The 6,930-nt window shown below is 72.0% G+C and carries 9 protein-coding genes; 1 reads left to right on the plus strand and 8 read right to left on the minus strand.

Features of this window, described 5'->3' with window-relative positions; genetic code table 11:
* Positions 1–85: 85 nt before the first annotated feature.
* The 4 genes from ADL01_RS38880 to tsaB are packed head-to-tail and all read right to left on the minus strand — an operon-like array spanning position 86 to position 2,664.
* On the minus strand, positions 86–346 hold the full coding sequence (locus tag ADL01_RS38880) for a hypothetical protein (RefSeq protein WP_053746804.1): 261 nt from the start codon (positions 344–346) through the stop codon (positions 86–88).
* On the minus strand, positions 343–1,449 hold the full coding sequence (gene tsaD / locus ADL01_RS38885) for a tRNA (adenosine(37)-N6)-threonylcarbamoyltransferase complex transferase subunit TsaD (RefSeq protein ID WP_053746805.1): 1,107 nt from the start codon (positions 1,447–1,449) through the stop codon (positions 343–345). The genes ADL01_RS38880 and tsaD overlap by 4 nt, the downstream gene beginning before the upstream one ends.
* Positions 1,442–1,987: a ribosomal protein S18-alanine N-acetyltransferase gene (gene rimI, locus ADL01_RS38890; protein ID WP_199835104.1), complete on the minus strand. Its 546-nt coding sequence runs from the start codon at positions 1,985–1,987 to the stop codon at positions 1,442–1,444. Before rimI ends, tsaD begins: the two co-directional genes overlap by 8 nt.
* A gap of 20 nt (positions 1,988–2,007) precedes the next feature.
* Positions 2,008–2,664, minus strand: coding sequence for a tRNA (adenosine(37)-N6)-threonylcarbamoyltransferase complex dimerization subunit type 1 TsaB (gene tsaB, locus ADL01_RS38895; protein WP_053746807.1), 657 nt, complete (start codon positions 2,662–2,664; stop codon positions 2,008–2,010).
* A gap of 111 nt (positions 2,665–2,775) precedes the next feature.
* Here tsaB and ADL01_RS38900 point away from each other — a divergent pair, with 111 nt between their 5' ends.
* Positions 2,776–3,330: a hypothetical protein gene (locus ADL01_RS38900; RefSeq protein WP_078961028.1), complete on the plus strand. Its 555-nt coding sequence runs from the start codon at positions 2,776–2,778 to the stop codon at positions 3,328–3,330.
* Here the strand turns inward: ADL01_RS38900 and ADL01_RS38905 are convergent.
* The 4 genes from ADL01_RS38905 to alr all read right to left on the minus strand — a co-directional run bounded on the left by ADL01_RS38905 (position 3,327) and on the right by alr (position 6,746).
* A complete protein-coding gene (locus ADL01_RS38905) occupies positions 3,327–3,515 on the minus strand; it encodes a hypothetical protein (RefSeq protein ID WP_053746809.1) in 189 nt (62 codons plus the stop codon). The two genes, ADL01_RS38900 and ADL01_RS38905, sit on opposite strands and share 4 nt — an antisense overlap.
* A 164-nt stretch (positions 3,516–3,679) precedes the next feature.
* Positions 3,680–4,225, minus strand: coding sequence for a tRNA (adenosine(37)-N6)-threonylcarbamoyltransferase complex ATPase subunit type 1 TsaE (gene tsaE, locus ADL01_RS38910; RefSeq protein WP_053746810.1), 546 nt, complete (start codon positions 4,223–4,225; stop codon positions 3,680–3,682).
* Positions 4,191–5,438, minus strand: coding sequence for an alpha/beta fold hydrolase (locus ADL01_RS38915; protein WP_053746811.1), 1,248 nt, complete (start codon positions 5,436–5,438; stop codon positions 4,191–4,193). The genes tsaE and ADL01_RS38915 overlap by 35 nt, the downstream gene beginning before the upstream one ends.
* 138 nt (positions 5,439–5,576) lie before the next feature.
* The gene (alr, locus tag ADL01_RS38920) at positions 5,577–6,746 is read right to left on the minus strand and encodes an alanine racemase (protein WP_053746812.1); all 1,170 of its coding nucleotides are present in this window, start codon (positions 6,744–6,746) and stop codon (positions 5,577–5,579) included.
* Positions 6,747–6,930 lie beyond the last annotated feature (184 nt).

Raw genomic sequence — 6,930 nt, forward strand, 5'->3', positions numbered from 1 at the left:
TGTTGTGGAGACGTCCGAACTCCGGGGATTTCACCCTCACTAGGGCAAAGTGATGGTCAAGCGCCCCGCGACGGGATGCCGGACATCACTCGCCCACCACCTCAAAACGCCACCGGTGCACCGCGCGCGCCGCCAGCCCCGCGTCCGGCTCCGGAAGTTCGGGCAGATCGGCGTCGTACTCCGCGTCCCACCACGTGATGACGAGGACCCGATCCTCCGGGCCCCGGAGCGTCTCCCGGCGCACCGGCGCAGCATCCAGCGCCGGCACCTGCGCCCGTGCCCAGGCGAGGAGTTCGTCCCCGCGTCCCTCGACGGCCCGCGCCTCCCACATCAACGCGACGGTCACGGGTACAGGTTCCCCTCGCCGACCTCGTGCACATGATCATGACTGTGACCGCGCCCCGGGACATGCGGGTCGGTCACCGGCAGCGAGGAGTCCGCCGACAGCTCCCAGTCGGAGGGAGCCCGGTTGCGCGCGACCATCTCGGCGCCCAGCGCGGCCACCATCGCACCGTTGTCCGTGCACAACTTGGGCCGGGGCACCCTCAGGCGGATCCCGGCCGCCTCGCAGCGCTCCTGGGCGAGCGCCCGCAGCCGCGAGTTGGCGGCCACGCCGCCGCCGATCATCAGGTGGTCGACGCCCTCGTCCTTGCAGGCCCGCACCGCCTTCCGGGTCAGCACGTCCACCACCGCCTCCTGGAAGGAGGCCGACACGTCACGCACCGGCACCTCCTCCCCCGCCGCCCGCTTCGCCTCGATCCAGCGGGCCACGGCCGTCTTGAGCCCGGAGAAGGAGAAGTCGTACGCCGGGTCACGCGGCCCGGTCAGCCCGCGCGGGAACGCGATGGCCTTCGGATCGCCCTCGCGCGCGTACCGGTCGATGACGGGACCGCCGGGGAAGCCGAGGTTCAGCACCCGCGCGATCTTGTCGAAGGCCTCACCGGCCGCGTCGTCGATGGTCGCGCCCATGGGCCGTACGTCGGAAGTGATGTCCGACGACAGCAGCAGCGAGGAGTGGCCTCCGGAGACCAGCAGGGCCATCGTCGGCTCGGGCAGCGGCCCGTGTTCCAGCTGGTCGACGCAGATGTGGGACGCGAGATGGTTCACGCCGTACAGCGGCTTGCCCAGCGCGTACGCGTACGCCTTCGCCGCCGAGACCCCGACCAGCAGGGCGCCCGCGAGCCCGGGACCGGCGGTGACGGCGATGCCGTCGAGGTCCCTCGCGCTCACCCCCGCCTCCTTCAGCGCCCGCTCGATTGTCGGCACCATCGCCTCCAGGTGCGCGCGCGAGGCGACCTCGGGCACGACACCCCCGAACCGGGCGTGCTCGTCGACACTGGACGCGATGGCGTCCGCGAGAAGCGTCGTCCCCCGCACCACACCGACACCGGTCTCGTCGCAGGAGGTCTCGATGCCGAGGACGAGCGGTACGTCCTTGGAGTCAGCCATTGCTCTCGGTTCCTTGTACGTCGGTTTCCTGTACGTCGGTCTGCTGTACGTCGGCTTCGGCTTCCCGCGCCGACACCGATCCGGACGGATCACGCAGCCGCATCACCAGGGCGTCGACGTTCCCCGGCTGGTAGTAGCCGCGCCGGAAGCCGATGGGCTCGAAGCCGAACCTCTCGTACAGCTTCTGCGCGCGCACGTTGTCCACCCGGCACTCGAGCATCACCTCGGCGCACTCGAACGCGGTCGCCGCGCGCAGCAACTCGGTCAGCAGCACCGCACCGAGGCCGGTACCCCAGTGCTCGCGGGCGACGGCGATCGTCTGTACGTCGGCGACGTCCCCGGCGGCGGCGAGCCCCCCGTACCCGATGATCCGCCTGCCGCCCTGGGGGCTCTCCTCCTCGGCGACGAAGTACCGCCGGGTCGCCTGGGGCCCGCGCGCATGGGCGAGGTCCGACCAGAACATGCCCCTCGACCAGGCGTCCTCCGGGAAGAGGTCCTTCTCCAGCTCCAGCACGGGCTCGATGTCCCACCAGCGCATCTCGCGCAGCACGGCAGTCGTCACTTGGGGGTGACCACCTTGTAGTTCTTGGGTACCTGGGCGTCGGGACGGCGCAGGTAGAGGGGTCGGGGGGCCGGGAGTTCGATTCCCGCCGCCAGCCGTTCGGCGGCCAGGGAGACGAGGGCGGAGGCGGAGACATGCTCGGGCGCGTGCGCGCTCGGGAAGGTGTCCGGGTAGAGCAGGGCGCCCGCGCCGACGGCCGGCAGGCCCGCGACCTGGTCGGCGATGTCCGCCGGCCGGTCGACGGACGGCTCCGTCACTCTCGTACGGGAGTCGCTGTAGCGCGCCCAGTAGACCTCCTTGCGGCGGGCGTCGGTCGCCACGACGAAGGGGCCCTCCGGGACGTCGGCGGCGTACGCGAGGCCGTCCAGCGTGCAGACGCCGTGCACGGGCACGCCGAGCGCGAGTCCGAAGGTGTCGGCGGTCATCAGACCGACGCGCAGCCCGGTGTACGGGCCGGGGCCGATGCCGACGACCACGCCGGTGACGGCGTCGAGGCCCGTGCCCGCCTCGGCGAGGACCCGGTCGACGGCGGGCAGCAGCAGTTCCCCGTGCCGGCGCGCGTCGACCTGGCTCGACGCGGCGACAACGGCCGTCCCGTCGTGCAGGGCGACCGTGACGGCCGGGGTGGCGGTATCCAGAGCGAGCAAGAGCACGCGAACAGCCTACGGCGCCCGAGCCCCCCGTACGGCCGCACCGGGCGACGGTACGGCTGCTGCTACCGTCGCCACAAAACGGGACGTACGAGACGAAGAGGTGGGGCGCTGGTGACCAGGAGCAGCTCGGGATTCGTGGCCGGGCTCACCGCGGCGGCTCTGGCCACGGTCGGCTTCCTCGCCTACCAGGCCTCGGCGAACGCCCCCAAGCGGCCGGACACCGAGGGCCCGTCCTCCGCCACGCCGGTGTCCGCCTCGAAGCTCCCCGAGGCCGTCCGGCGTCCGGGCGCCCTGCCGGAGGGCTCCGGCGCGGGCAGGCGGGTCGTGTACTCCCTGACGGACGACCGGGTGTGGCTGGTCGGCGCGGACAACAGGGCGCACCGCTCGTTCACCGTGACACCGGGCACGGTCGATCCGGTGCCGGGCAGCTATCAGGTCACGTCCCGCTCGAACTCGATCACGGGGACGGACGGCGCCCCGATCGAGCACGTCGTGCGGTTCACGGGCGTGGACGGGGTGGCCATCGGCTTCAGCGCGGCGGTGGACGGCCCGCCCCCGCAGGCCGACCCGGAGGTACGCACGGGCGGCATCCGGGAGACGCGGCCGGACGGGGACGCTATGTGGGAGTTCGCGATGATCGGCGAGAGGGTTGTCGTGGTCCGCTAAGCGGCTCTCGGCTGCTCCCGGACGGTCGCCCGGGGCGGGCGCGGAGGCGTCGAGACGGCGCGGGCGGCGGCGCCCGCCGCCAGCAGATCACGCATGGACACACCGGGGACCGCGTACGACTTCGGCTGGATCGCATCGGGTGTGTTCGCGCTCGCGTTCACGTTCGCGTCTTCCGTAGCCGACATGGCGCCTCCTGAAGTTCGGGGGCGGGCTTGGTTAGGTAAACCTAACCACGAACTGCATACCATGTGACCACGCACGGGACGCCAACGCAACATCTTGCCGACGGATTGTCGGAACATTCACGCAGATGTTCGCGCAGACCTTCACGCCGGCTTCACTCAGACGTTCACACGGCACTCAGGTCAACCGCCGCCCACCGCTCGCCCACCCCCGTGAGGGTGATGTGCCGTACCTCGTCGGTGGTGTCACCGACGGCCCGGTGGATGAGGAGATGGAGCCGGTCGTCGGTCAGCTCCTCGACCTTGCCCTCGCCCCACTCCACGACGATGACCGACTCGGTCAGCGAGACGTCGAGGTCGAGGTCCTCCATGTCGTCGAGACCGCCGCCCAGCCGGTACGCGTCGACGTGGACGAGCGGCGGGCCGTCGACCAGGGAGGGGTGGACGCGGGCGATCACGAAGGTGGGCGAGGTGACGGCACCCCGGACACCGAGCCCCTCGCCGAGCCCGCGCGTCAGCGTCGTCTTGCCCGCGCCCAGCTCACCGGTGAGCATCACGAGGTCGCCGGCCCGCAGGAGCTTGGCGAGCCGCCGGCCCAGCTCCCGCATCTCGTCGGGCGAGTCGACGACGATCCGTACCGTGCCGGACTGCTCCGCGCCCGACTGTTCCGTGCCCGACTCAGCCGGGTTGTGCGCTGCCGCTGGTGCTTCCATAACCGGAAACGGTAGCCGCTGCCGGCACGGCACCCGCGCGGGTGAGCAGGTCGGCGAGCCGGTCGGTGACCACCTCCGGGTGTTCCAGGATCACCAGGTGCCCGGCGTCCGGCACGAGCACCAGTTCGGCGTCCGGCAGCAGGTCGGCCATGAACTCGCTGTGCTCGCTGGGCGTGACGAGGTCACCGACCCCGGCCAGCACCAGCACGGGCATGTCCGTGAAGTGGCCGAGGGCCTCGGTCTTGTCGTGCTCGGTGAACGCCGGGTAGAACTCGGCGACGACATCGATGGGCGTGCCCTCGATCATCCGCTCCGCGAACCGGGCGACGGCGGGATCGACGTCCCGCGACGAGAACGAGTACCGCTTGATGATGCCGGCGAAGAGATCGGCGGTGGCCCGCCGTCCCCGCTCCACCCACTCGGCCTGCTGCCCCAGCGCCTTCAGTACGCCGGGCAGTATCCGGCGGACAGCGTTCACGCCCGCGACCGGCAGCCCGAAGTTGACCTCGCCGAGCCGCCCCGACGACGTACCGACCAAGGCGACCCCCAGGACCCGCTCCCGCACCACGTCCGGGAACTGTTCGGCGAAGGCCATGATGGTCATCCCGCCCATGGAATGCCCGACGAACACTATCGGCCCCTCGGGCACGGCGGCGTCGAGGACGGCCTTCAGGTCCTGCCCGAGCTGGTCGATGGAGACGGCCACGCCGTCCTGGTGCTGGGCCACTCCGCGTCCGGACCGCCCATGGCTGCGCTGGTCCCAGTACACGCTGCGGACGACACCGCGCAGGGCCGCCCGCTGGAAGTGCCAGGAGTCCTGGCTGAGGCAGTAGCCGTGGCTGAAGACGACGGTGACGGGCGCCGGGGCCTTGCGCCCGAAGAGCCGGCGTCGGCGCGGGGTGAGGGCGGGCGCGGCCTCCGGGTCGACGTCGTCGACCTCGTAGTACAGCTCGGTGCCGTCGGATGCGTACGCCTTGCCCGGGGTACCGCGCAGCGCGCCGTACGGTCCCGTCGAGTCGAGGGCGAGCCGCGCCTTCTGGCGCATACCCCGCCCCACGGTGAGCCGCTCGACGGCGACCCCAGCGGCGGCACCGGCGGCCACCACGCCTATGGCGACGCCGACGACACCGGTCGCCCGGCGCCAGCCCCCCGCCGCGGAGGCCACGGCCGCGGTGGCGGCGCTCGCCACGGCCTCCGCACTGCTCTCGCTCACGTACCGCTCCTCGCTGGAATCACACCTGTGGAAAGACTTGCCGGGACTACGTGGGTTACTCGTGCCGCCTGCCCGAAAAGGCCCACGCGTGAGTCCCGCGCCGCACCCCGTGGGCCCTTCGTGCGATTACCCCACTTGTTACTCATTCACGTAGACGCGGGGCACTCGGGTTCCCACGCGGGTGACGATCTCATACGCGATCGTCCCGGCCGCCTGTGCCCAGTCCTCGGCGGTGGGCTCGCCGCGGTCACCGGGCCCGAAGACCAGAACCTCCGCGCCCGCCTCGGGCTCGTCGCCCCCCAGGTCCACAGCGAACTGGTCCATGGCGACCCGTCCGGCCACGGTCCGCCACTTGCCGCCGATCAGAACGGGACCGGTGCCGGAGGCGTGGCGCGGGATGCCGTCCGCGTAGCCGACCGGGACGAGGCCGAGGGTGGTGTCGCCGGGGGTGACGTAGTGATGCCCGTAACTCACACCGTGCCCGCCCGGTACGCGCTTGACCAGCGCGAGCGACGCCGCCAGCGTCATCACGGGGCGCAGGCCCAGGTCGGCGGAGGTGCCGATCTCGGGACTGGGCGAGATGCCGTAGACGGCCACCCCTGTCCGTACGAGGTCGAAGTGCGTGTCCGGACGGCTGAGCACGGCGGGCGAGTTGGCGAGATGCCGCACCTCGGGCCGCAGCCCGTGCCGTTCCGCGTACGCGAGCATGTCGTGGAAGCGGGTGAGCTGAGCGTCGTTGGAGGGGTGAGCGGGTTCGTCGGCGCAGGCGAGATGGGACCAGAGCCCGGTGACGCGGATCAGCCCGTCACGCTCGGCGCGCAGCGCGGCGGCGACGAGCGCGCACCAGTCGTCCCCCGGCTGACAGCCGCCGCGCCCGAGCCCGGTGTCGGCCTTGAGCTGAACGCGGGCGGGCCGCCGGGCAGCGGCAGCCGCCTCGACGACCTCCTTCAGGGCCCACATCCCGCCCACCGACACGTCGATGTCGGCTTCGACGGCTTCCTGCCAGGGCCCGCCGGGCGTCCAGAGCCAGCACATGATCCGGACATGGCGGGGAATCCCGGAGTCCGGCCGCCGCAGGGCGAGCGCCTCCTCGGGAGTGGCGGTACCGAGCCACTCGGCACCGGCCTCGACGGCTGCCCGAGCACACGGGAGCGCCCCATGGCCGTACGCGTCGGCCTTGACGACAGCCATCAGCGCCGCACCGCGCGCACGGGCACGCAGGATCCGTACGTTGGCTCGCAGGGCGCCCAGATCAATCTCGACACGGGCCCGCGAGGCACCGGCGGGCAGGGCTGAAGTCTCACTCATGGCGCCCCCAGTGTCTCAGAGCCCCCTCGCCCTGCGAGCCAGCCCCAGCCCTCTCAGCCCGTCCGGCGTTTGAGGACGATCGCGTTCAGCGCGAAGGGGGGTCTGGGGGCGCAGCCCCCGGAGATGGGACGGGTAAGGGCGGCGGGGGCGAAACAACCCGGCGTTCACCCACCCCGTACATCTC

The organism is Streptomyces sp. NRRL WC-3618 (assembly GCF_001280005.1).
In the GTDB taxonomy this organism is placed as follows: Bacteria; Actinomycetota; Actinomycetes; order Streptomycetales; family Streptomycetaceae; genus Streptomyces.